Source organism: Nocardia sp. NPDC050630 (genome assembly GCF_044457245.1).
In the GTDB taxonomy this organism is placed as follows: Bacteria; Actinomycetota; Actinomycetes; order Mycobacteriales; family Mycobacteriaceae; genus Nocardia.
The window spans coordinates 192,992-215,432 of record NZ_JBITGN010000013.1; the positions used below are offsets into that span (position 1 = coordinate 192,992).

23 protein-coding genes are annotated in these 22,441 nt (G+C 62.4%); 15 read left to right on the top strand and 8 right to left on the bottom strand.

Features of this window, described 5'->3' with window-relative positions; genetic code table 11:
• Window positions 1–295 precede the first annotated feature (295 nt).
• On the bottom strand, window positions 296–1,123 hold the full coding sequence (locus tag ACIBG0_RS28800) for a hypothetical protein (protein WP_397036521.1): 828 nt from the start codon (window positions 1,121–1,123) through the stop codon (window positions 296–298).
• A 673-nt stretch (window positions 1,124–1,796) separates the two neighbouring features.
• Between ACIBG0_RS28800 and ACIBG0_RS28805 the strand changes: the two genes are divergently transcribed.
• From ACIBG0_RS28805 to ACIBG0_RS28815, 3 genes are all read left to right on the top strand, one after another.
• Window positions 1,797–2,279, top strand: coding sequence for a DinB family protein (locus ACIBG0_RS28805; protein ID WP_397036523.1), 483 nt, complete (start codon window positions 1,797–1,799; stop codon window positions 2,277–2,279).
• Window positions 2,280–3,479: 1,200 nt separating this feature from the next.
• Window positions 3,480–3,968, top strand: a complete 489-nt coding sequence (locus ACIBG0_RS28810; RefSeq protein WP_397036525.1) for a PASTA domain-containing protein — start codon at window positions 3,480–3,482, stop codon at window positions 3,966–3,968.
• Window positions 3,969–4,293: 325 nt separating this feature from the next.
• A complete protein-coding gene (locus tag ACIBG0_RS28815) occupies window positions 4,294–4,476 on the top strand; it encodes a hypothetical protein (protein WP_397036526.1) in 183 nt (60 codons plus the stop codon).
• Window positions 4,477–4,955: 479 nt separating this feature from the next.
• Here the strand turns inward: ACIBG0_RS28815 and ACIBG0_RS28820 are convergent, their stop codons facing one another.
• The 4 genes from ACIBG0_RS28820 to ACIBG0_RS28835 are packed head-to-tail and all read right to left on the bottom strand — an operon-like array spanning window position 4,956 to window position 6,206.
• Window positions 4,956–5,360 carry a type II toxin-antitoxin system VapC family toxin gene (locus tag ACIBG0_RS28820; protein ID WP_397036528.1) on the bottom strand — a complete coding sequence of 135 codons (405 nt, stop codon included), beginning with the start codon at window positions 5,358–5,360 and terminating at the stop codon, window positions 4,956–4,958.
• Window positions 5,357–5,593 (bottom strand): FitA-like ribbon-helix-helix domain-containing protein, encoded by a 237-nt coding sequence (locus ACIBG0_RS28825; protein WP_397036530.1) that lies wholly within the window; start codon window positions 5,591–5,593, stop codon window positions 5,357–5,359. Before ACIBG0_RS28825 ends, ACIBG0_RS28820 begins: the two co-directional genes overlap by 4 nt.
• Before the next feature lie 50 nt (window positions 5,594–5,643).
• The gene (locus ACIBG0_RS28830) at window positions 5,644–5,799 is read right to left on the bottom strand and encodes a hypothetical protein (RefSeq protein ID WP_397036532.1); all 156 of its coding nucleotides are present in this window, start codon (window positions 5,797–5,799) and stop codon (window positions 5,644–5,646) included.
• A complete protein-coding gene (locus tag ACIBG0_RS28835) occupies window positions 5,796–6,206 on the bottom strand; it encodes a hypothetical protein (RefSeq protein WP_397036534.1) in 411 nt (136 codons plus the stop codon). Before ACIBG0_RS28835 ends, ACIBG0_RS28830 begins: the two co-directional genes overlap by 4 nt.
• Window positions 6,207–6,513: 307 nt before the next feature.
• On the opposite strand from ACIBG0_RS28835, the gene ACIBG0_RS28840 reads away from it, so the two are divergent.
• From ACIBG0_RS28840 to ACIBG0_RS28870, 7 genes are all read left to right on the top strand, one after another.
• A complete protein-coding gene (locus ACIBG0_RS28840; RefSeq protein ID WP_397036536.1) occupies window positions 6,514–8,322 on the top strand; it encodes a TOTE conflict system archaeo-eukaryotic primase domain-containing protein in 1,809 nt (602 codons plus the stop codon).
• Complete coding sequence (locus ACIBG0_RS28845; RefSeq protein ID WP_397036537.1) at window positions 8,276–8,617, top strand: hypothetical protein; 342 nt, start codon at window positions 8,276–8,278, stop codon at window positions 8,615–8,617. Before ACIBG0_RS28840 ends, ACIBG0_RS28845 begins: the two co-directional genes overlap by 47 nt.
• A 318-nt stretch (window positions 8,618–8,935) precedes the next feature.
• Window positions 8,936–9,595, top strand: a complete 660-nt coding sequence (locus ACIBG0_RS28850; protein WP_397036539.1) for a Crp/Fnr family transcriptional regulator — start codon at window positions 8,936–8,938, stop codon at window positions 9,593–9,595.
• A gap of 33 nt (window positions 9,596–9,628) precedes the next feature.
• Entirely contained in the window at window positions 9,629–10,354 is a 726-nt protein-coding gene (locus ACIBG0_RS28855) for a hypothetical protein (protein ID WP_397036541.1), read from the top strand.
• Window positions 10,351–12,516, top strand: a complete 2,166-nt coding sequence (locus ACIBG0_RS28860; RefSeq protein ID WP_397036542.1) for a hypothetical protein — start codon at window positions 10,351–10,353, stop codon at window positions 12,514–12,516. The genes ACIBG0_RS28855 and ACIBG0_RS28860 overlap by 4 nt, the downstream gene beginning before the upstream one ends.
• A gap of 38 nt (window positions 12,517–12,554) precedes the next feature.
• The gene (locus ACIBG0_RS28865) at window positions 12,555–13,583 is read left to right on the top strand and encodes a hypothetical protein (RefSeq protein WP_397036544.1); all 1,029 of its coding nucleotides are present in this window, start codon (window positions 12,555–12,557) and stop codon (window positions 13,581–13,583) included.
• The gene (locus ACIBG0_RS28870; RefSeq protein WP_397036546.1) at window positions 13,558–14,124 is read left to right on the top strand and encodes a hypothetical protein; all 567 of its coding nucleotides are present in this window, start codon (window positions 13,558–13,560) and stop codon (window positions 14,122–14,124) included. Before ACIBG0_RS28865 ends, ACIBG0_RS28870 begins: the two co-directional genes overlap by 26 nt.
• 72 nt (window positions 14,125–14,196) lie before the next feature.
• Here the strand turns inward: ACIBG0_RS28870 and ACIBG0_RS28875 are convergent, their stop codons facing one another.
• The gene (locus ACIBG0_RS28875) at window positions 14,197–14,601 is read right to left on the bottom strand and encodes a Pycsar system effector family protein (RefSeq protein ID WP_397036547.1); all 405 of its coding nucleotides are present in this window, start codon (window positions 14,599–14,601) and stop codon (window positions 14,197–14,199) included.
• 359 nt (window positions 14,602–14,960) lie between these two features.
• Entirely contained in the window at window positions 14,961–15,899 is a 939-nt protein-coding gene (locus ACIBG0_RS28880; protein WP_397036548.1) for an IS5 family transposase, read from the bottom strand.
• A 593-nt stretch (window positions 15,900–16,492) separates the two neighbouring features.
• Between ACIBG0_RS28880 and ACIBG0_RS28885 the strand changes: the two genes are divergently transcribed.
• From ACIBG0_RS28885 to ACIBG0_RS28905, 5 genes are all read left to right on the top strand, one after another.
• A complete protein-coding gene (locus ACIBG0_RS28885; RefSeq protein WP_397036549.1) occupies window positions 16,493–16,768 on the top strand; it encodes a hypothetical protein in 276 nt (91 codons plus the stop codon).
• Between the two features lie 475 nt (window positions 16,769–17,243).
• Window positions 17,244–19,550 carry a hypothetical protein gene (locus ACIBG0_RS28890; protein WP_397036550.1) on the top strand — a complete coding sequence of 769 codons (2,307 nt, stop codon included), beginning with the start codon at window positions 17,244–17,246 and terminating at the stop codon, window positions 19,548–19,550.
• Window positions 19,547–19,909 (top strand): hypothetical protein, encoded by a 363-nt coding sequence (locus ACIBG0_RS28895; protein ID WP_397036552.1) that lies wholly within the window; start codon window positions 19,547–19,549, stop codon window positions 19,907–19,909. Before ACIBG0_RS28890 ends, ACIBG0_RS28895 begins: the two co-directional genes overlap by 4 nt.
• 129 nt (window positions 19,910–20,038) lie before the next feature.
• Window positions 20,039–20,719: a hypothetical protein gene (locus ACIBG0_RS28900; protein WP_397036554.1), complete on the top strand. Its 681-nt coding sequence runs from the start codon at window positions 20,039–20,041 to the stop codon at window positions 20,717–20,719.
• Window positions 20,720–20,723: 4 nt separating this feature from the next.
• The gene (locus tag ACIBG0_RS28905; protein ID WP_397036556.1) at window positions 20,724–21,167 is read left to right on the top strand and encodes a YbaB/EbfC family nucleoid-associated protein; all 444 of its coding nucleotides are present in this window, start codon (window positions 20,724–20,726) and stop codon (window positions 21,165–21,167) included.
• A 113-nt stretch (window positions 21,168–21,280) separates the two neighbouring features.
• On the opposite strand, the gene ACIBG0_RS28910 is transcribed toward ACIBG0_RS28905, so the two are convergent.
• The gene (locus ACIBG0_RS28910) at window positions 21,281–22,126 is read right to left on the bottom strand and encodes a hypothetical protein (RefSeq protein ID WP_396958404.1); all 846 of its coding nucleotides are present in this window, start codon (window positions 22,124–22,126) and stop codon (window positions 21,281–21,283) included.
• Window positions 22,127–22,441 lie beyond the last annotated feature (315 nt).

A 22,441-nucleotide genomic window follows, 5' to 3' on the forward strand; every position in this document is an offset into this window, starting at 1 on the left:
TCCAGCCGACCGGCTCGAGAATCGGCCTGGTGATCAGCCGCAGTGTGATCTGTGGTTCCCGCCGACACCGATTCCGTTGGGCGCCGGACAGATCCGAACACCACCGCCAACTGGCGGATCGTGTTGTCGCACAGCAGGATAGGCGCCCTCCGGCGTCGACCGATCATCAGGTCCCGCGCTCGGAATCGGTCATCCCCATAGCCCCTCGGTTCCGCAACGGGCTCCCGTCGACCTCAACTCCGACCCGATCGTATTCCAGCCAGCGTCCGTACCGTTCCGCTAGAGTCTCCGGTCTCTACTTCTCCCGCAGACCATCCAGCGTCCTGCGGACCTGGGACCTGGCGATCGAATCGAGTTCCTCGCGCCGCACCGCGGGAGAACCCTGCTCACGCGTGAGGGAGATCTTCACCCGCACCGAGACATTGCCGTCCTGCACACAGACCACATAGGTGATGTTCGCGACGAGGTTTCCTCTGACTTCGGAGTACCAGTAGCCCTGATTGCCGAGTCCGGTGACCTCACCGGAAGCCGACTCCGCTTCGGGTGTGGCGACGTCGGCGTGCTTCCAATGGTCGTAGAAGGGCGGCGCCGCACCGTTGGTGAATTCGGCCTCGACGCTCATGCCGGCCTTGTTCATGGGGAACTCGCCGGCGGTCGCGCTGGTGTATCCGGCATCGCACTTCAGGCTGCCGCTCTCGTAGGCGGTTGGCCGCGTTTCCCTATGCTCGGGAGCACCTTTCGGCGTGGGCGACCACTTGGTCAACGGCGTGGGGTCGACAAGGTCGCATGCGTTGGTGATCGCATTCATCGAATAGGTGCCCGTTTTCCCAGTAGCCGAGGCACCGGCGGACTCACTGCTACTGTCGCCACCGCCGACGACGATGCCGATCACAACACCGAGCCCCAGCGCCACCAGCAGCCCAAGAACACCGGCGATGATCAGAGCCGCTCTGCGGCTGCCGGTCGCTGGTTGCAGATACGACAGTGTCGGCCCATATCCCTGGCCAGGTGGCCCGTAAGGCGTGCCCCAGCCGCCTGCCGGCGGATCCGGTTGCCGCGCAGCGGGATCGACGCTACCCAGCATAGGAGGCCGACCACCAGGTCCGCGCTCGGAATCGGTCATCCCTGTAGCCCTTCGATTCCGCAACGGGCTCCCCCGTCGCCCCGCAACTCACAGCAGATCGTATTCCCGCCACCATCGTCACAGGCAGCAGCCGTCTGTGTCGCTCCCGGCACGTCAGCTCCCTGGACAGAGGCTTTCGTGGATGACGCGCTTGGTCGGCATCCACCGGTGGCAGGTGCAGCCCTCAAATTGCCTCCAGACCGACGCGATCGGCCATCGAGGGCGAGCGGTTCGGCGATGTCGAGGGAGCGAGGCTGGCTGGCCATGCGGAACTGTACGAGCAGGTTCTGACAGGACTTGTTGAACACCAATCGTTCGACACTGCTCCGACGCGCCCGTCCTGTGACTCGCAGCGGTAAGTGGCGGTTTCTCAGCTTGCTATGTGGCGGCCGATGACGGTGGAGCGCGGGCGGTTTCGACGACGCGTGGAGTTCGTTGATTCAGCATCTGGGGGCATTCCAGGGCCGCCGTAGTGGTAAATTCGTGAGTGGTCCGCCGCGCCTACTTCTGACGTGGGTTGCGAAACCATCGGCGGCCCGAATCAGGATTCCTGGTCGCCAAGCATGCGACCACCCCCGTCGCCGATTCCTTCCGGCGAACCGTTTCCCAACCACCATCAGCAGATCGGTCTGTCTGGCGTGCGCCGGACCGGCCGAGGAAGGGCCAGCCTGCAATGACCACTTCGATCCGCACCACCGGCACTGAACGAGAACTGCTCGAGACCATGCTTGACCAGGCACGCGCCGACCTCATCAGCACGGTGCGCGGCCTGTCCGAAACCGACGCCAGGAGTCGGCTCGTACCCTCGCTGACAACCCCGATAGCTCTGATCAAACACGCCGCGTTCGCCGAGCGAATGTGGTTCCAGCGCACGCTCGGACGGCTCACCGACGACGACTGCGACGGCCCGCTGTGGGCACACGGAGGGTTCGAGGTGGACGATGACGAGACCGTGACCGAGGTGATCGCGGAGTTCGAACGCGCAAGCGCCCGAGCCAGGTCTATCGCAGCGCGGATCCCCCTGGACGAGACCCGCGAGCATCCACACACGGGAGCCGTCGTCAGCCTTCGCTGGATCTATGTATTCACGACCGCCGAGTTCGCCCGGCACGCCGGCCACGGAGACATCCTGCGCGAACAGATTGAGGCCCGATGACGGCATCCCGATAACCCGGCCAGTGTGTGACCGTCTGAATCTCCGCGTTGGTCGGTGTTCGCAAACGTTCGCGAGACACTCGCGGGCGCAGACCGTCCGTTGTGACCGCAAGTGGTGACATACGCAACCACACCAAGGTAGGTCACGCTACTGACCTGGCGTTTCCGTGGAGCGGATAACGGGATTCAAACCCACTGGTACGCTTCACAAAAGCCCTGGTCAATCGGCTGAGCTAATCCAAATGTTGGGCCTCAACAGACCTTTCAGAACGCTTCAGTACGTTGCGATGCACCAAGCTACCACCTGTCTGGTGACATGGTCACCAGCCCTTTGCCCGCTGCGATATTCGGGGTGAGGGAATCGCGTCCGGTATTGCGGTTACGTTCTGCGGTTTCGTTTTCGGAGCGGTCATGCTGTGGCCGCGCCGGATTCCGAAGGGCCACAGCGTCGACGAGATCGCACAACGCATAGCCCGCGAACGCACGGCGAGCTTTCACCTGAAACCGGCTTCTAGGGGGCCTATTCGGCTAACGCCGGTCGGCTCGAGCGGGTTCGCCCAAGCACGGGGGCGACTCCTTGGGCAGAAGCGGTGTTTATCGATGAGTGTGGATGCGGGTCGGCCGCCTGCCGTAGGTGTGATCCGGACGGATCTCGCAGGGGCGCGCCGCGACCGCTACGAGCTGAATATGCACGGGCTGGCTCGGCGCTACGATTTCGCACGGCCCGAAATTTTACCCTCACCGACGAAACTGCGTGCTCCACAGCAGCTCTCGTTCTGACCGATGCTCCGGAGCTCCGAAACACGAACGCTCCTCGTTTTCGATTCGGGAGGCGGGGCGCGTTGTCTGTCGAACAGACTGATTAGTCTGCGCTCGTGGCGATCCGTGAGGAGAGCCAGTCCATCTCGTCAAGGGCGGGCTCGACGTTTTCGAGGTGTTAGAGATCGGCGTCGATGGTGACCCCCAGGTCGCACTCGTCGAGGCGATTGGCGATCCCCGGCCTGGGTTCTACCCGATTTCGACGCCCATCCGCTATCTAGTGTCTGCCGACTCGCCGACCGAGGCAGATTGATTTCCCGGAATCTGCTGCTGTTAAACATTTCCCCTGTCAGGATGATCGAGCACGCGACGACTCCTGTCGGGGGAGAGCCGCCTATGAGACCCAATCCGGGCGCGTCACCACACATCGCAGGGGAGAAACATGAGCTACCAGCAGCCGCCGCATCCGCCGTACGGTCAACCGCCACGTCCTCCGATACCGCTGAAAAAGAAGTCGACGCCGGTGTGGGTGTGGATCGCCGCGGTTGTTGGTGGGTTGCTGGTGTTGGGCCTCATCGGTAGCGCGGTCGGCGGTACTTCGAAGGACACCGCTGGAACCACCACTACCCAACGAGCGGCACCCATCGCAACCGCCGCACCAGCGGTCACCGCATTCGCCACAGCCACAACTACAGTGGCGCCGGCCGCCGACCTCACTATCCCGAACGTGGTCGGCAAGAACGGCGCGGTCGCAGCCGACGAACTGAAGAGAGCCGGGTTCACCAACGTCACCTACGGGTCAGCAACACCCGGCGTTGAGATGGTGATAATGCCGTCGAACTGGACCGTGAAATCGGTAGAGCCCGGCGTGGGCACTGCCGTCGCGTCGAACTCGGCGGTCGTGCTGACGATGACGAAGAACAACCGGTGACCGGCCCATCGTGATCGACCGCAAAATGCGGAGCCCGTTGCCGCAAAAAGCTTCCGCTGCCAGGATGGTTCAGCACGCGAGGACTCCTGTCAGGGAAGAGCAGCCCACCGCGCCGATCCGGTCGCGGCACTCATCAGCAGGGGAAAAATTGAGACATCAACTCATCGCGGCCGTCACGACATTCGCCGGTGCTGTTCTGGCGTTCGCTCTCACTATCAGCCTCGCATCACCCGCCTCGGCCACACCGCAGGCGCCGGTACCAGAACCGGTTGCTGTCGCGGTCGAACCGAACGCGCCCACACCAGCCGAGCCAATCGGGATTTGCATGATGCCGGGCGACACGATCGAACTGCGTGCCGGGATCGGCGCTGTGCTCGGCGCGCTCGCCGGACTCCCGATATTCATTATCGGCGCAATACCCGGCGCTCTGATCGGCGCCGGATTCGGGGCACTGTCCCACATCATCGCGTCCTGGTCGATGCAGCAGATGGGCGGTTGCAATCCGTGACCCCAGTGCGAGTCTGAAATGACAAAGCGCCCCGACCCGGATACTTGGTCGGGGCGTCTTTGCGTTCGGGTCAGCTGCCTACATTTCGTAGGCCTCGATCGAGTCGATCGCAGGTGACCTGTACTCGGCGTTGAAGATCGGGTAGTTGCCCTCGACCACGAGACCCTACGATTCGTCGCACCGCTCGACCGTGTATGCCGCCGCCACCCTGCCACGACCCCCAGTTGCCCACGCGCCCATCACCATTCGACATCGCCTTCATCTGGGCGCTTGGTGGCAATCTTGGGGGTGGCTGTTGCGGTCGACGCGCCAATCAGTGCTGCCCAGTGATTTTCGTTCGTCTCGGACGCGGAGATGTTGTCGGTGTCGTCAAAAATCGAAGCCAATCGAGATATGTGCTCTTCGGTGGGGACAAATGCGCTCGAGCAAGTCGATACACCGGACGCGAGGGGCTTCGCGTCATTGGTACCCAGCCCGAATCAGAGCAACGTGACGCGGATGTCTGGTTTGGTCTGTTCGGCGGCCTTGGCGAGCCGGGCATCGAAAGTTATGAGCGGAGCGTCGTGTAGGACAGCGACCGCCAGGTAGGCCGCGTCGTATACCGAGACGTTGTGGCGCATCGCCCAGACCGTATGTAACAGAGAGACATCGGTTCCTACGTAGACGATCTGCATAGCGGCGAGCGCTCGGAACGCGGCATCGGCGTCATTGGCGGTCAAGCGATTGCCGAGCACGGCTTTGCGGAGGGTGCGCAGCACCTCCAATGGCATGTGCGCGGGAGCGATCCAGTCGTCGTCGGCGAGCATCGCCGCTCGCGCGGTATTGCCCTGAGTCGCAGGGCTCGACAAGGCCATAACCATGACGTTCGCGTCGACGACGATCACTCGTCGTCCTCGCGGCCGCCACGAATCTCCTCGACGACATCCTCGGCGCCCATACCGAGGCTGCGGTGCCCTGTCAAAGTCTCGAGCAGATGCTTGTTCCGCTCGGCACGCAACTCGCGTTCCAGCAGGGCACGTAGGTACACCTGAGTGGACTGACCGCGGGCCGCGGCACGTGCGGCGATAGCGTCCCGCACTTCCTCGGGCACGTCCTTGATTTGAATCGCAACGACCATATCTACAGAGTACATGCAAATGTCATGCGCATGTAGCCTATACGGTGCACCTACCCGACATCGGATTCGGTCGAGACATCACTGAGGCGGACGATCTCACCGAGGTTGGCGGTGAAGCACGGCTGAGTTCGGATGGCTTGCCGGGCCAGCCGTGTGTCGACGACCACGGTGTCGGCATAGAGGTGCTCTTTCGCAGCCGCATTCATGTTGAGTGCCGGATGCTCTGAAGAGAATTGCCCGACCCATCGTCCAATGTCCAGAAGGACCACCCGTTGCGGTTGGGGCTGACGGTCGGCTTGTAGTGCGCCACCACGGCCCCGGCCGCGCCGGTTGGTGTCTTGAAGCTCCGTCCGGCGAGCGGTCCCGATGTGATGTCGATCCGGCTGGTGTCGCGGTCGTAGGAGCCGTGCGTACGGTGACCCTCGTAGTCGGCGTAGACCGAGACCTTGATCGTCGTCTTGGTTTTCTCTGCCTCCTCGCTCGTCGTGGGGTTAGGAATGCTTGCAGCAGCCACCAGTTTGGCTACAACATCACCCGCCGTGCTGCCGCTCATGCGTGCCGCGAACTCCAAGGATCTGTAGGTCTGATCGTCCACTTCGATGGTTGCGCTCACGAGACTCCTTGTTCTTGTCGGGAGGTCACCGTAACGCAAATAGAGAATTTTACGCAAGTAAATAGAGGAGAGGACGTAAAAATAGTATGCTGTAGCGTGCTCCGGCTGGACGACTCGGTCCTCCGAACCAGATGAGGAGTCACGATCCGTGTTGGCCGAAGTTGCCATCGCGGTCGGAGGCGGGTGAGGTTGCGGGAGCAATCGCGTCGTTCGATGAGGCCTGTCCGCAACCTCACGCAGTGGGCGGAACGAGCAGCCACAATGGATAACCACCCTCAGCGGCAGAACCGATGGCACGGCACACTGGATGGCCGTGGAACGCTTCCCCGGCGAGCTCGAGTCCCTCCGTGCCGACAACGCCCGCCTGCGTCTGTTGCTCGACCTCACCGAAAACCAAGCCCGCGCAGCCGATCCGGACCAGACCGCCCTGTCGACCCCGGTCGACATGCGTTCTGCTCCGGAAGCGAAGGTCCGGTTCTACCTCGACTTGTTCCGTTGCCGCCCCGATATTTACGCGATTCGCTGGGAGAACCGCCAGGACGGTCGATCGGGCTGGATGCCCGCGATCCGGGGACGTTGGCGCACCGGCATGTCACGATCGGAGGCGTCGTACCTGCCGATCACCGACGAGGTCGTTGCCGCCCATCTTCGCGGGGCGCACCATATCGGCTTGTATCCGCTGGGCGACGACGACACCTGCTGGTGGGTCGCCGCGGACTTCGACAAAGACACCGCGATGCTCGACGCCTTGGCATACCTCAAAGCAGCCCGCACCAAGGACATCCCCGCTGCGCTCGAGGTGTCACAGTCCGGCCGAGGTGCGCATGTGTGGATCTTTTTCGCACAGGCCACCGCCGCTGCCCTGGCTCGACGGATCGCCACCGGCCTGCTCGCCGAGGCGATCCAGCTGCGCGGCAGCATGAACCTGTCCAGCTATGACCGACTGTTCCCGTCGCAGGACACGCACACCGGCCGCGGCATGGGCAATCTCATCGCCGCACCATTAAATGGAACCCGACGCCAGCACGGCACCACATTGTTCCTGGATCCGGCCACTCTCGAACCTTTCGAGGACCAGTGGGCCTACCTGTCGAGCATTCCGCGACTGTCACCGAAACAAGTTGCCGCACTTGCCAACACACTGCCCGAGCCAAAAGTCGGACACGATGTTCGGCGCCTGCAGCTGCCGACCTCTTCACGGATCATGCCACGCCCGGCAGCCGTGGTGCGCGCAACGTTCGCAGCCAGGCTCCAACTGACCGCTGCTGATCTGGGCCCCGCCATGATCTCGGCGGTCAAGCACGCCGCGTCCATCCCGAACCCCGAGTTCTACATCCGCCAGCGCGCCCGCCGAAGCATCTGGGACACACCACGCTTCCTGCGCAGCTACGACGAAACCCTCGACGGCGACCTCGTCCTGCCCCGCGGACTATTGCCCTTACTCACCACACTGGTCGAATCCGCCGACAGCACACTGCGCATCGAAGACAACCGGATCGAAGGCGTCCCACAGTCGTTGCATTGCTCGGCCGAATTGCGGCCCGAACAGCGAGCCGCGGTAGGCGACATCGAAGTCGACGACACGTGTGTAATTGTCGCACCACCCGGTACCGGTAAAACCGTCATCGCCTGCGCCGCAATCGCATCCCGGGCCACCACAACATTGATCCTCGTCGACCGCAAAGCCCTGGCCGACCAGTGGCGGGCCCGGATCGCTGACCATCTCGGATTCAAGTGTGGACAAATCGGCGGCGGCCGATCAAAGACCACCGGCGTCATCGACATCGCCTTGCTCCCCACCCTGGCACGCCGCACCAACGTAGCCGAACTCACCAACGGCTACGGATTCGTCATCGTCGACGAATGCCACCACATCGCCGCATCCGCCTTCACCGAAGTCCTCAACCAAATACCCGCCCGATACTGGCTCGGACTCACGGCCACCCCCTACCGGCGCGATCAGCTCAACGACCTGATCTACCACCAACTCGGCTCGCGCACCCACACTGTCGACAGTCCCGCGGCAGGACAACTACCGACCAACAGTGAAACGCCTGCACCCCCACCCCGTGCTCGAGATTCACCCGACGCAATTCGTCTACAACGGCGACGCTAATCCGTCCCAACCGGGCGGAATGGCCGAAATCTATCGCGCGCTGGTCACCGACGAAGCACGCCTACAGCAGATCACTACCGACATCCAGACCGCGCACCACGCCGGCGCACAAATACTGGTACTCACCACCTGGGTCAACCACCTCGAAGCGATCACCGACCGCCTCACCGACGCAGGCTGCCACGACATCATCGTGCTCCGTGGCGGCATGAAAGCGCGCGACCGCCAAGCAATTACGGAAACGATCCGCACCCGCCAAACCGATGGATCACCACTCGATGCCGTAGCTCAGTAGGCGGGGCACGGGCCGTGAACCGCCAAATATCCTCGCTGCAATAGGTTTCATCGGTTGTCCATGAAGATCGCATGTCGCGCCCCGGTCGCGGAAGCCAAACCGTGCTGGCCTTCGAGCGCGGCTTCAGTGCTTGCCGGGTCCAGCGCGACCATCTTCTTCCGCTAAACCGTTGTGCCCGAAGGCTTTCAGTGTGAGCAAAGCGGGAGCGGAATTCTAGCCGATTCATTAAGCTCAAGGAGATTGCCACGGTGAGACGCGATTGCTCACAAGGGGGAGACACTGGAATACGACGAGGCGCTCCAGTTCAGCCGGAAAGCCATGCTCGATGCCGGCATACGGCGCCAGTGGCCTGCCGGATCCCTGCTGTTGCGCGAGGGCGAATTGTCCGACCACGTGGTTGTGATCGAAGCCGGCCGGGTGAAGGTAAGTTCGTCGGCGTCGAGCGGCAAACAAGTCCTGCTGGCCGTCCGGGGTCCTGGCGATTTGCTCGGCGAGTTCTCAGCGATCGACGGAAGAGCACGATCCGCGACCGTCACCGCGTTGTCACCAGTGACAGCGATCGTGGTGCCGGGCAAGGTATTTCGTGCACTACTGATCAACGACGGCAAAGCCACGTTCAGTCTGTTACGAATGGTGGTGAGTCGGCTACGCGAAGCCGACTTACAACGCCTGGATTACGGCGCGTACACGGTCAGTGAACGCCTCGCCCGCCTGTTGCTCGACTATGCCGGTCGATATGGACAGACGGATGACGACCGAGTGGTCATCACCTTGCCGCTTTCCCAAACTGAGCTCGCACACGCGACCGGGGCGTCCCGGGAAGCGGTGGCAAAGGCATTGAAGCGACTACGAGAACTCGGCGCGGTAAAGACCGCCCGACGCCGCGTGGAACTCCTGCAGCCTGACCTACTCGCGGAACTTGCCGAAGGTCTTCCCAGTGTGCATTTGGACGCAGACGGAGACGGTCTTCCCCGATAGACATATCGGAAGTCACATCGTCGCGGAGGAGCCATGACCGAACCCACCCACCGATCCCTTCTCGTTCTGGATGTAGAAGATTCAGAATCCCTGAGCAACGTGCAGCTCGAATCCATGCGATCGACGCTCTACCGGGCACTCGACGAGGCGATCCCACACCCCGAAGTCGTTGTGGCCAAGGAAGACCGAGGGGACGGGGCCATGTTGGTGCTCGGCATTCCGGTCCTCGATGTGCTCGACCAGATTGTCGAGGCGCTGCTGGCCGGTGTTCAGAAGCACAACAACCAGGTCGGTCCGCTGGACTGGTTGCGGGTGCGTATCGCAGTCCACGAGGGCTACGTCGGCAAGGACGACAACGGCTGGTCAAGCGATGCATTGACCGCGACCTTCCGGATGAACGCAGCACCAGCGGTCAAACAGGTTCTGAAGCGCGCCCCACGTACCCATGGCGTGGTCGTGGTCTCCGATGTGGTGTACCAGGGAGTGGTTCGCCACAGCTACCGTGCCACGGTCACGCCGAACGAGTATCGCAGCACTGTGATCAGCATGAAGAACGGCGACGTCCGGATCTGGGTCCGCGTGCCGGGCTATCCAGAGCCGCCGCTTCCGGAATCCGATCCCGCTCCAGCCGGATCCAAGAGTGGCGGCGCCACCCCGCAGGCAGACGAAAACAATGCCGTCACAGCCAACAACCTGATCCTCGGCAGCGTTCGAGCGCGCACGATTATCGGTCGCGACAATATCGGCGGGCATGTATGAGCGAGCCCAACACCGAGACGACCACTGCAGACGATCGCGTGGGCGGTCAACCGGCTGATGGTGCCGACCCACCCACTGCCCATGCCGAGCATCGGGGACACGCCACGGACCAGGACCTTCTGAACGAGTCCCGCACCGCTGCCGACGCGCTATCCAATGCGGTCGACTCCTTGTGGGGGATGTCGGTCGGTGCTCGGGGGCTGTCGATCACCGCTCACACCGTCATTGTCGGCGACGCATCGGTCGGCACCCTCGTGGGCCGGGACAACCTCGGCGGCGCCCCCGGTCACCGCATCGTGCCCAGCGGACCAGTACCCGCCGTCCTGCTCGAGCAACTCGACAACACTTTCGTCCCCCCGAAGGTATTCGAGGAGATGCGACGCAGGCTCCGTGACCAGTCGCTGCTTCTGCTGCGTGCACCACTGGGCTGGGGTCGAACAGCAGCGGCTCTCCGCGCGCTCGCCGAGGAGTGCACAGCCGGTGTACACAAACTTAATCCCGACGTGCAGCTGCGATCGCTGGAGATCGAGTTCACTCCCAAATTCGGATACCTGCTCGAATCGTTCGGCGCGGAGCAGGCGAGCAACCTGCGGACTTTCCATCTCGAACAGCTGAGCCAGATGCTGACCGAGTACGGCTGCCGCATGATCGTCGTGCTGGACAGCACGGCTCAGATTTCGGCCGACGTCGACCAATTTCTACTCGACGGCGGCGAACCCGCCGACGCGACACAGCTGGTACACAGCCATTTGCGCTGGCACCTCGCCACCAGACCGCCGGACCTGCTCAAGCGCGCCGAGGTGGGGCAACTGCTGACCGATGTAGCACAGAACCGACCGCCCACCCGCGACCTCGCTCTCCTGGCAGCCGAATTGGCCGATGTGTCCGCCGGCCGAATCGACATCGTCGACGTCGTGAACCGGCACTCCGCAGCGGCCGACGGCCGTTTCCGGCAGTGGTTCGACGATGAACTGGACGTGGAGACTCGCGCGTTCGCGATCGCACTGGCGGTGTTCAACGGTATGCCGCTGCATGTCGTGTCCGATGCCGGCCGCGCGCTGGCCCAGCTCATCGCCCACGAGGAGGAACCCGACGAAAACAAACACTCGCGGTCGGTGTTCGGTTCGCGCAGCACCCAACTGCTCAGCGCGTCGCACGCGGAGTCATACCGGTCCACCGAGGAAACCACATACGGTCAAATCCCGGTCCAGGCCGTCAAATTCGCCGACGACAGCTACCCCCGCCGAGTTCTCGAGTATGTGTGGCAGGAGTACCACGCTGCGCACCATCTAGTCCGAGACTGGTTGCGAGACTATGGCAGCAACCCCAACCTAACCGTGTGCACTCGCGCCGGGGTTGCGGCGGGCCTGCTCTCCACATTCGAGTTCGAGCACGCCCGGAAGCTGATGATCGAACCGTGGGCAACCAGCGGCGAAAGGCACGACCGGCTGGCCGCGATCGGCGCGCTGCAGTTCCCCTGCCTACAGCCAGAGCTTGCGCCACTTGTCGTACGGATGCTCGCGGCATGGCTGCGACGAGACCAGCCTCTGCCCCGTCGGGTGGCCGCTGCCGAGGCACTGGGCAGCACAGTTGGTCAGGCGATGCCGGACAGTGCCATCACATTGCTGCGAAGGGCGGCACGCAGCAGCGAGTCACCGCTGCGAAAGGCTGCGTCCTTCGGTCTGGTACAGCTGTTTTGGTCGGCCGGGCTGACCAGACGGGTCCTGAGCGAACTCCGGAAATGGACCGGATCTAACCGTCCTCGCTTGCGCGACACCGGTTTCCGATGCGTGCTGGACTTGAGCCTGTACAAGGGCGTCGACACACCACAGGGGATGCGAGAGTGGCCGGTGATGGTCTGGCTGGCCGATGCGGCGGACGACCACCGCGACGACATCATCACCCTCTTCGCGCGCCTCATCGAAGCGCCGATTCATATGCCCGCAGCCTACGAGGAAATCCAGCGCTGGGTCGAGATCGCCGAGAAGGATCCGCAGCTGCGTCGACCACTGGGGAGATTTCTGATCAGTCTCGGGCAGGCCATTCAGGACACGGAGATCCTGCCCTACTACCTGCATGCGTGGGCCGAAGAACCCAATGGCCCGCGGCGTGCCGTGAACGAGTTGCTGACAACGCTCGACTCGAAGGAAAAAACGGTATGACCGCAAACGATTCAACCTCGCTGATCCACTACGTGGAGATGACCCGCGCGGCCTGGCGAAAGTTCCGTCCGGTGTCCGATGGGCACTGGGCAACCATAGCTCTGGACAGCCGCGGCGAACTTCTACTGATCAACCGGAGGCCCACCGCATCCGAAATCTTCTATAGCCCGCCCACCGGGGTGTATTGGGTGGATGTCTCGGTGCACCACGCGTCTGTGAAACTCGAGCTGCCCACCGCAGAAGGTGTCTTCAACTTCCTCGCCGATGCCGACTTGTCGTGGCGGATAGCGAATCCGGTGCAGGCAGTGCGGGACAAAGTGATCAGTGGCGAGGATATCTATCGTCCGTTCGTCGAGCATGAGCTCCGGGTAATGAGCCGGGAATTCGAGGTCGACCGCTTCATCGATGCCGAGAAACATATCAACACCAATTTCGCAGTCCGACCAGTCGATTTGCCCTGCGGGGTAGCTCTGCTGGACTGCAGAGCGAAGCTCAGGCCAGAGGCAGATACCCTGAGTCACATCAAACATCGGACCTTCGACGAGCGGGCAGAGGAACGACGGCTAGCCGAGCACGAGGCCCAACTGCGCAATGCGCGACTGATGCGGGATGAGAACGAGACTGAACACGATCTGGCGCTGCAGTCTTCGAAATTCGAGCACTCGATCGCTGAGCTCGAGCTGCGGAGCCAGCTCAACCTGGAACGCAGACGGATGGCCCACTACGCCGACGCTCTGCAGGCTGGAGACCTCGGTATGCTCGCCCTCCGGCTGGCGTCCAGCCGTGACGATGTGAACGACGTAATTCAGTTGCTGATGAACCAGAAGCAGATGGATTTGGAAACAGCGCAGGGGATTGTGAACGCGCTACTGGACCAGCGTCTCTACAACAAGAGAGATGCCGAGCCCCTTATGGCGGGCGCGAATGCGATCCTCGAGAACCACATGAAACGAACGTCACAGCGGGTTCCATCCGCGGAGCCAGCCGGAGAGTTGACCAAGTCGTCCATTCTCGAGGAAGCCGAAGCAGTCGACGACCCGGATGATGATGGCGACGACTATGTCTAGTCGTTCCGCAGCGGGAAATCCGTTGATCGACTTTCCGATTGCCGGGGATGCGGTAGCGCTCTCAGACAAGTTCCTGCTCGACCTCGGCTTGTCCGCCTTGTGGGCGGAGACTATCGAATTCGCGGTCCTGATGATCGTGTTCTTCGTCGTGCTCGTATCCATCCTCGGCCGATTGGTTCCCTGGCTGAGCAAGAGACTTTTCGAGCCGGCTCGGCAGCTGGTCGCGACGGTACCGGCGCTGTTGTTGGCGCCGGAATGGGTTGTCACTAAGCTCCTCCGCCGGTTCGGCCGTGTACCGGGGCCGATGGTGTACAGCTACGGTGAAGGCGTATTTGCTCTTACCGACGGCATACGTCTGTTCGTGTCCGAGGCACTGCAGCTGCTCGGCGCACTCGGCAGGTTCAGTCGTCCGATCGCCGGTGTGGTTGTTGTCGCCGGCGTGCTGTTGTGGAACAGCGGATCCTGCGTAGGTAGTTCGAATCCCTGTGTTTCACCGGTGCAGAGTTGGGTTCAGCTGGTAGGAACATCCAAAGACCATTGAGTTGTCTCGGTTCCGCGGCACTGGGTCGGCTGCGGCTCTCGGTCGAAAGTCGCAGCCTGATCTTTCCTCCAGTCATCTTTCGCTGAGCAATGACAGGGTGAACCAGATCAGAAATACGACCAGGCTGACCGCGCTCCAGCGCAACGCGATCCCGAACCGCCGATACTTGCGTCGGGCGATCCCCGCAAGTACCGCGGCTTGCCGCCACGCGTGATCGGCCAACACCGATTCTGTAGGCCGCCGATCGATCTCGGAAGGGAAGGTCGGGAAACTGAACCAGTTCCCGGCCCCAGCGCCCCGCAGACTGGGCCACAGCGTAGCTGCCAAGTACACCATGCACACAAGTAAGACCACCTCGAGTGCGGTCGCCACCGTGTAGACCGCTACCGTCTTCCGCGCACGAGAGGCGGATATCAGCCCCGTCAGAGCGAATCCGTTGGCGGTCAACAACATTCCGACCTTTGTGTCGGCTGCCACGATAGTGCGGTTGATCTCGGAAATAGTGCGGAGTGCTGCGGCCAAGTCATCTTTGGGTTCGAGCTGTCTTCTGCCAAATTTCATGTACTTAGAACAGCAGTGGCGCGAAGTGATCTCCACGTACAATTACACATCGGTCGAATTGAACCGCGCCAGGATTCACACCCCAGGGCTAGCCTCGCCGGCTGAACTTCTTCTACCGAGATCGTTCCCGCCTCGAAACCCGCTATCCGCTCGACATTTCGGCGCACTGAACTGAGCACCTGCAAGGGCACCTTGCCGCTGATCACTGCGAGCCCTCGGACCAACTGGCAGCCGACTGCAAGTGAGCTCAGCTAGGTCGTGTTTCGAAAGTCGGGTCACCGTAGCCACAGGTCGATGGCGGCGATGTGGACGGTAGCCAGGAAGCGGACGGCGAGTTTGTCGTATCTGGTTGCCAGCGCCCGGTTTTGCTTGAGCTGGTTGATGCCACGCTCGACCGCGTTGCGGTCACGGTAGATCTCGGCATCGAACGCATGCGGCCGACCACCTCGCGCGCCGCGCCGGAGCCGGTGACCGACCTGGTCTCCCGGCACCGCGATAGTGGCCCGGATTCCGCGTCGAGCCAGGTAAGCGCGGTTGGCGCGGGAGGAATAGGCCTTGTCCGCCAACACTCGGTCTGGGCGCACACGCGGCCGCCCACCACCGAGCCGCGGTACCCAGACCGCATCCAGCACCGCGGTGAAGTACGGACTGTCACCGGCCTGACCACCGGTAATCAGGACCGCCAACGGAGCCAAACCCTGTTCACAGGCCAGGTGCAGCTTCGTCGACCATCCACCCCGAGACCGGCCGAGCGCGTGATCGGCCGGCTCGACCTCGACCCCACCCGGCGGCTCGGCCTGAGCGCTGCCATCGCGCACAGCCCCAGCGGCATGCTGATGGGCCCGCATGATGGTCGAGTCCACACTCACCTGCCAGCCGATACCGCCATTCGCATCGGCCAGTATCTGCAACAACTTCAGCAGCAACGCCCAGTTCCCCGCACGCTGCCACCGCCGGAACAACCCATACACCGTCTGCCAGGGCCCATACCGATCCGGCACATCCCGCCACGGCGCACCCACCCGAATGCGCCACCGAATCCCGTCGATGATCTGGCGTTTGCTCCACTTCGGCGGACGACCCGCCTTCTTGCCACGAGGCAGCAACGGCTCCAACCGCGCCCACTGGGCATCGGTCAAATCCGCTCGCCCCGCCACCGCTACGCTGGCCACGAGGTCTCCGGTATTCAGGTTCTGCTTGGTCGCTGAACCCATCTACCGGAGACCTCACCCATCTCACGGCATCGACACACCCACCCCGGCAACGACTTTCAGCCGCAATCACGACGGCGGCGATCACCCCTCAGCACTTATGAAACACGCCCTAGTGGTGCCGCGACCCGTCCATCGCCCGCGACGTTGACATCAACGTCCCGTCCCCTCGCGTCGATCGACATACGCCCTGGTCGCGGAAGCTCGAATAGGGACACTGCTGCCACAGCATGCTCGCTCCGTGGCTGCACGATCGTTCCGAATGGACTTTCACGAGGTGCAGCAGCAGTCCGAAGAGCAGTTGCAGCGATCAGCACAACCAGTCATTGTCGGGGTGAGTTCGGCCCAGCACCCCGAACCGGTGGTGGATCAGCGAAGATCCTGACGGGTACACGCGGAAGGGCGAGCTCCTTCGACCCCGGTGACAAGTTCCAATACGAATTGTGCCTCGGCAGTGGAACTTTCAGCAGACGCCAACCCCGTACACAACCGTGCAATCGCATCGTCACGACCGACCCGCTTCGCCGCGATCTCGTCCTCATCCCGGCGTGCCGCCAGCCCGGCCTGCATCATCGCGATCTGTATCGTCGCGCGCAATGAGCGAATTCCATGTGGAAGACATCTTCCCGGTGAGTTTTAGATCGAATCCGTTCGTCGTCGGTCGGACCGTCGGGGACTTCGCGGTGGACCAACAGGTCGAGTTGCACAAGAAGGACGGAACGACCTACCGCGGAGTCCTGGAAGCGCTCGACTTCCACCAGACCGCGCCGGGCAAGTTCTCGCTGGTCTTCTCCGCTGATGTGTCGTCTCGAATCGAACCCGGCGACGTGGTCTACTCGGTTCCCACCGGGAAAGGTCTGCGCTCACAGTGACTACAGACATCGAGGAATGCTGGCGGCAACTTCAGCGAGAACTCGCCGAGATCCGCAGCAACAGCCAGCAGCTCACCGCGGCGATTGCTGGGGTGCGCGGCCGCAGCGAACTACGAGGAGTACTGGTCGAAGTTGTGGCTAGCGGATCCACGCTTCTGCCGCTCTGCCAGGCGGTCGGTGTTGCCGGTCGGGGGTCTCAACGCCGGGGCGCGTAATCCTGGGTGACGGCGGGTGGTTACCCACCGAATCCACGCCTGCTGCCATACATGGGTAAAGACATTGCAAAGCAACGTCTTTCAAATCGAGCGCTTCTTCCGGGTGTGTCATGATCATGAAGCCGACCGGTTTCGACGGGTTGGTATTTTGTGGGTGACATCGGAAAATGTGGAGGGGCAGTGCTTTTCGTTCCGGAGTCGGTGCTTGGTATGGCACGCACGATCGAGCCGGCGGTTGATGCCACCCAGGGGCACGCGACGTGGATCGCGGGTGTTGGATTCGAGGCAGCCCATGCTGGACAGGACTATTTGGAGCAGGGGAACAAGCTCGCGGCGGGTGTCGACGGGATCGTTACGATGCTGCAGTCGTGGTCCGAGGCCTCTGGCGCTACGGTCGAGGTTCTGCGGCAAGCAGTGACTACGACAGTGACTACCGACGAGCAGTCTCATGCTCAAATCGCCGCAGCCGAGGGCCAGTTGGGATCGGCATGACGACTCCCCAACAGTATGAGCGGCAGTATCTAGCTGGCCTGGGCAAGGCTCAGCAGGACCTCGCGCGTTTTCTTAAGGAAGACGGCAATAGCGTCTTCGATAAGGCGATCTGGAACGACAAGCCGAAACTCACTGGTTCCGATGTCAACAAACTGCTCGATCAGGCTGCTCCGGGGCTCGAGTGGTTCCGGTTGGCGCTGGTTCGCTATCACCGTGTGTGGGATTTGTTGAAACTGCCAGGGTTCGACAGCATCGTCGTCGAGCCGCTGAGTCTCGACGATTCGGCGGTTGGCGGTGAACGTATCGACACCATCAAGGATCCGAACGACGAGATGCGCCGACTAGAGGGGACCTACTACGACCAACAGCGCAGCATGAACCTCGACAGCCTGCGCAGCCTCTCCGCAGCGCTCGCCGCTGCCTCCTCAGGGACTGATTCTCACCCCAGCACGGCTGATATCACGACCGACCTGGCCGGTATAAAAGACGCGGTCCCTGAGGTATGGCAGGGAAACGCCGGCGGAGCCGCTCAGGATTATCTGGCCGGATTGCACGCGCATGCCGATCAGCAGAGCCAGTACGTGCAAGCGGTTACCGCAGCTGTCAATGGGCTGCCCGACGTGCTACTGCAGATCGTCAGGGACAAGGCGAATTTCGTCGCGGGGTTCGACAGCTCCCAATGTCCGGTCGCCGGGCACGCTATGCGGCTCGACGGCGCCGAAGACCCCGTGAGCGCGATCATCACGGTGGCATCGGGAGACAGGGACTGGTTGGGTAACGACACGCAAGTCGCAATCCGGCAGCTGCACATTACTGAGTCCGACGGCTCGGTCATGCTGAACAACGCGGCCAATATGTCGAAGATCCAGCCGGTGTGCAAACAATGGCTGACCGATCATTTCGGTCCGGCGGTGCGAGAGGCTTTCAAGGCTTTCATTCATCAGTGCGCGCTGGCCGACTACTACATTCGCCGTGCCTATCAGCCGGTGATGGACCTGCTGGACAACCACGATCCCAAACCGTTTCCCAAACCGCAGGACCAGCAGACACCTACGCAATCTTCCACGTCCCAGACCAGCGCGGCGAGCACCGGCGTGCAGACCGCGGGGGTCAACTCGGCCACACCGCAGACCACGCCCCAATCGACATCAACAATCCCCACATCGGCTACCTCGACCACTTCGCAAACGAATCCGCTGCAGACGCTGACGAGCCTTGCCGGCCAAGCCAGCCAGGTCGGACAGACAGTGCAGCAAGGTCTCAGCCAGCTCGGGACCACCGTCCAACAAGGATTGACCGGACTCAGCGGCACCACGACCGATACGGGATCAACGATTGCCGGCGCGAAGGATACATCCGGATCGAAGACCCTGGCGAACTTCACTGTCGCCGGCCAACATATGACGGTAACGCAGGCCTCGGACGGCACGGTCACCGCGAAGATCACCGGCGCCGATGGTAAGTCGCAGCAGTACTCCATGGGGATCAAGGACGGCGTGCCGTTCTTCACTCCAAGTGGGGATTCCACGACAACTCCCACGACGACCAACGCATCCAACGACTCCGGAACCCCTACTGCGGGACCCGCATTAGGTAGCGGGGCAACAACGCGGGTGGAGGCGCCGACGGCGACACTGTCTGTGCCGGTGACGCAGTCGGGAACGTCGGTGGAGCAGACATCACACACTGCGACCACCGATTCCACGTCCGGATCCTCCTCGAGCGGATCGCAGGCAACCACGGGTTCGACATCAAGCGGCATGCCTGGAAGTAGCGCGGGCGGAGGCAAGAACACAGCAGAACGCGACCGCAGCTCCACCGGACTCGTGTTGCCCCAACCGATGTGGGTCTCCCCCCCAGGTTTCGATGGGGTACTCGCCACCCCACCCGGACCGGACGGCGCAATACCCCTAGGACCGGTGCTGGCAACAGCTGGACCATTGGACAGCGGATCACAAGTTGCCTCGGACATTGAACCGCCGACCGATCCGGCGCCCCTACCCGAGCCCGCGACAACGCCGGTTCCACGAGTCGACGGTGTGAAGATCGAGATAGAAATGGGCGATCGGAAATGAACTATGCGGCCGAGATGGACCGAATCGTCGCCGAATACACGGCGGCCTCACGCACGGTTCTCAACCGGTTTCTCGACGCCGATGCCCGGACAGCTCATAGCGGTGCCGAGGTGTTCGACGACGTCCGCCAAGAGCTGATCCAGCGCGAACAACAGCACCAGCAGACCCGGGAAGAGACAGCGGCTGGCGAGGCTCGTGCCGAGCATGATCGACTGTTACGCGAAACCGCCGACAGGGCCAGGGCTACCGCGGCCGGCCCCAGAAACAGCAGGGACAACTACGTGATGCCGTCCGATTGGACCGATGAGGACGAGGCCAGGGAACAAGGTTATGGCCAACCGAAGTCCTGGCTGATCTAGCGAGTTCTATCAGTGGGCAGTTCTATTGGCCTGCGCAACAAGGTGTGTGGTTTAGATGTGGTTGCGAGTTGATCTGGCCGGGGCGTCCACATGTGTCCATCATGGCCCGAACGAGTGGTAGGGGCGGTTATGAATCTGGGCCAGCGGGCTCAACAGGGCAAGCTCCATATTTCCGATTATCTGTCGGACAGTACCCAGGTCTTGCCCGAGCCGACGGAGGCGGATTTCGCGTGGGCACGCGCCAATCCAGGTAAGTGGCAGCATTTCGTGGACCCGCGGGCCGATAAGTCGGCGATCGGGCAGACCAACGTGATCGGCGGCTGGTTGGCCGATGATAAGGGCGGATTCGCTGAGATCTGGTTGAATCCGGATTTCATTCCGACTCCGCAGTACGCGCGTCGGGACATCGCGAACGAGTTCGAGCTGGTGATGTGGCGAGTCGACTACGGGTTCAACAACATCGGTCGATTCATCGACGCGTTCAGCCGCAGCGAGCTCATTGTAGTTCTGCCCACCGATGATCCAGATGGGCGGCGGGGTTTGCCGCTGCACGCCGTACGCGACGCCATGCTCTTGCAGGTTCATACCTCTGCGGGCATGTTGCTCAGTGATGTCAACCCGTGGCTGCGCCGGACGGTCTCGGGCCGGGAAGTGCTCGAGCAAGTGTGCACGCAGGAGCAGACGTGGGTGATCGTCAACCCCGACAGCTTCCCGAACATGGAGTTGCGTGGCTCGGATCTGGCCGATTGGTGGCAGGAGTGGAATGCCGCCGAAAGTCGCCGTCTCGCAACCGAATCCGACGGGAGATGATTGCGTGGAGCGATGGGAACAGGAGCAGATCCGGTCGGCCAACGCGGGGCTGCGTTCGGCATTGGATGCGATACAGAACGACTTCGACCGTGAGATCGATGAATTGGGCGAGATCCAGCACAAGCTCGCCGCGATGAAGATCCATGCGACGACACCGAACAATCTCGCGCGGGTGACCGTGAACTCCTCCGGGATGGTCACGGAGATAACCATCGTCGACGATGCCTACCGTCGCAGCACACCGCAGCAGTTGACCGAGGATCTCAATGCCGCGATCCGGGGCGCGGTCGAGGCGGCGGCTACGGCCCGTGAGAAGGTGCTGGTGCCCATCAAGTCGATCGTGGACGGTATGGCGGATCTCAACGAAATCATTCCGGGCGCACCGAGTTTGCGGAATCTGCAGGCGGTGCTGTCCAGGACATCGCCGCCGCCCGAGCAATCACGTTGAGCTGAAATAGCTTCTTGGAACCAAAGGCGCTGCCGCAGCGTCGAAGTCGAAGACTGTCCGAAACCTGATGTGGGAGTGCGAACGTGGCTGAGCTGTGGGCTGATCCGGACCGGTTACGTGCGGTATCGCCGCTGTTCGAGCAGTTGGGCGATGACGTGAATTCGGCCTTGGAGACGCTTCGGCAGGGTATTGAGTCCGAGGGTCGCTGCTGGGGTGAGGACAAGCCCGGACAGCAGTTCGAGCAGAACTACCCCCAAGGCGACGGTCAGGGCAGTGTCGGGGAATGCCTTGCCGCGCTGGCGAACCTGGCGACCAAGCTGAAGACGACCGGTGATCGCATCACCACCACCGCCAACGGCCTGCAAACCCAAGATCAACACAACGCCGACCCGTTCCGGCCACTGTAGGGACGAACACCTATGACTCTGTGGTTTCCGCAGCTTCCGGGCCCGTTGGGATGGCTGGAGGACTTCCTTGTCGGTCATTGGCCCGAGGGCGACGAAGACGCCATGCGCCGAACAGCCGAACACTGGTCGAACATGGCCAATGCCCTGCGGGAACTGCAGCAGCCTGCCGATCAAGCGATGAACACCGCTTTGTCGGCTATCGACGGCAAAATCCACGACGCGATGTCCACCTACTGGGAGGATGTCGCCGGCGGAGACGGCAGCGATCTGCAAGGCCTCATCAACGCCTGCGACAGCTTCGCGAAACAACTCGAACACGGCGCCACCGATATCGAATACGCCAAGCTGTCGATCTACTTTTCGTTGATCGCGATGGTGGCGATAGCCTTCGTACCCGGTATCGGTCAGGTCGCCGACTTCGCTGCCGCTGCCGCCGTCAAACTCATCATCCGTAAGACGGTGCAGGAGCTGATCGACAAGCTCGCTGCCAAAGGCGCGACATTCCTCGCCGAACGAATCGGTCTGGAAGCAGCCAGCCAGTTGGGTGAGCATGCGGCATCAAAACTGACTGCCAAGATCGTTGGGGAAGCCGCCGGCGGCTCAGCTTTCGGAACGGCTTTCGGCGCAGGCACGGATCTAGCCGCCCAGAGTGTCCAGATCGCCGAAGGCAACCGCGACGGCCTCGACCTAGGCTCCATTGGCCGATCCGCCGGCGCCGGCGCCGTCGCCGGCGCGGTGGCCGGGCCGATCGCGGCGAAAGCCGGCCAGAGCCTGGCCAGCACGGTGGGCACCGACGTCGGATCGAATTCGCTGGGCGCAGTGCTGACCCGCGGCGTGGGTGCAGTCCCCGGAAACATCGCCGGCAAC